Annotated in this window: 3 protein-coding genes; 1 reads left to right on the top strand and 2 read right to left on the bottom strand. The window is 35.9% G+C overall.

Features of this window, described 5'->3' with window-relative positions:
- Positions 1–104: 104 nt before the first annotated feature.
- On the bottom strand, positions 105–677 hold the full coding sequence (locus tag Q0256_RS11495) for a hypothetical protein (protein WP_297963258.1): 573 nt from the start codon (positions 675–677) through the stop codon (positions 105–107).
- 37 nt (positions 678–714) lie between these two features.
- Positions 715–1137 (bottom strand): hypothetical protein, encoded by a 423-nt coding sequence (locus Q0256_RS11490; RefSeq protein ID WP_297963255.1) that lies wholly within the window; start codon positions 1135–1137, stop codon positions 715–717.
- Between the two features lie 90 nt (positions 1138–1227).
- Here Q0256_RS11490 and Q0256_RS11485 point away from each other — a divergent pair.
- Positions 1228–1580 (top strand): hypothetical protein (locus Q0256_RS11485; protein ID WP_297963252.1); only part of this gene is annotated, 353 nt, incomplete at its 3' end.

Below are 1580 nucleotides of genomic sequence, written 5' to 3'. Positions count from 1 at the left end.
GGAAAAAAGAGTGGGACGAAGCTATCGCAAGGGGAGCCGGTGATGTGGTGCAAGACTTGGCTGTTAGTGCTTTAGCTTCTAGTGCGTATGTCGCTTTCTTTGGTTCAAATCCTGTCGGCTGGGGTGCAGTGGCTGTTGGCGCAGGTATTACTTGGGCTAAGGGCCTTTACAAGCGTTGCCTTTCTTAAAACGTCTCCTTCCGTATTCGCAAAAAATAAAGAGGACTTTGTTTTTATGCTCTCTAGCCACTCACCTACCTCCTTTGGAAGACCCAGATATTCATCACCATTAGCTTTCACTTTATTTTCATCCTGCGGGAATAGTAAGTAGTATTCTCTGCCATCGTCTATTTTTAAATGCTCATGGGTTAAATTTCTTACATTTGAGCTTCTTAGCCCGGTAAGCAGTCCAAAGATCAAAGCATTCTTAACGCCTATTTGATGAGGATAGTTCATAATAAATTTGATCAACAACCTCAAATCCGCATTCGCGGAAATATATGAATAGCCTCCAGATTTAGGTATCTTATATAGGTTCTTTAATTGCGTATCGCAAAATAAAATATTGTCGGTGATACCTCTATCTCGTGCAAACCTGAATAAAGAACGAATAAAATAGAACAGATCTTTTAGAAGTGCATATTTCTTATTTTTATAAATAGGGTCTAGCATCTGCATTATCTCTTTTTTGGTAATCTTGCCGATATCCTTATCGCTAACGTACTTTAGCCTCGATTGAAATTCTAAATCGTAATTTCCTTAACGTTCTTTCGGCGAAAGCGTTATATTCGCAGTAAATTTTAAAAACACTCGCTAGCGTATTCTTTGGAGCCGCCACACCATTAGTATGGCTATTTGATATTAATTTCTTTAACAGTATTCTAGCCCCTTCGAATGTTATTTCGTCGGCATTGCCTAGAGCCTTGATTAGCTTGCCGCCTTGCGTATAGTGATAGTGTCTATGCATTTTAACCGTTCCGTCTCTAGCTAGAGAGCTATAAAATTTAACGGCTATAAAATCATCTAAGACTTCGACCATAGTGCGCTTATATTGCAGCAAGATAAAATTCCTGACTACTTTATCAGGATCTGATTTAAAAATTGGATTATCCTTAATTTTGGTAAAAACTTCTGTCATCTTTCTTCCTTTGTATAGTAATTTTAGGCAGATTATAGAATTTCCTCAAAGGATTAACAAGGCAGGAGCACAGAAAAAGCTACTATAGAATTGCAAATTAAAGATAAACTTATAAAAGTAAGTATAGAAGGTGATAATGTTGTTGAACTAGAAAACCCGGCGGATTTAACGCATGAGGCTATTTATCTTGATGATCCATTTATTTTAGATAGTATTTTTAATTTAAGATACAACAATCCTATCATTCATAAAAACAACCTTGCAAGAAAATTGATGTATAGTAAGTTTGAAGAAGATAATGATAGTCTACAAAAAAAAGCAATAAATGATTTATTGGTTGCAGGCAACTTAAAAAATATTTATGCAGAGTTGGATAAGGTCTGTGTTGGAGAATTAGAAAAGGAGAGAACAGGAAAAATCTCGTTTAAAACTAAAAATGATAA

The organism is uncultured Campylobacter sp. (assembly GCF_937949835.1).
Lineage (GTDB): Bacteria > Campylobacterota > Campylobacteria > Campylobacterales > Campylobacteraceae > Campylobacter_B.
This window is presented reverse-complemented; position numbering and strand designations above follow the sequence as displayed.

What these genes read in the sequence shown, in the direction of transcription:
- Q0256_RS11495 (WP_297963258.1), bottom strand. Translation starts at nt 677, where the DNA reads ATGCAGATGCTAGACCCTATTTATAAAAATAAGAAATATGCACTTCTA.
- Q0256_RS11490 (WP_297963255.1), bottom strand. Translation starts at nt 1,137, where the DNA reads ATGACAGAAGTTTTTACCAAAATTAAGGATAATCCAATTTTTAAATCA.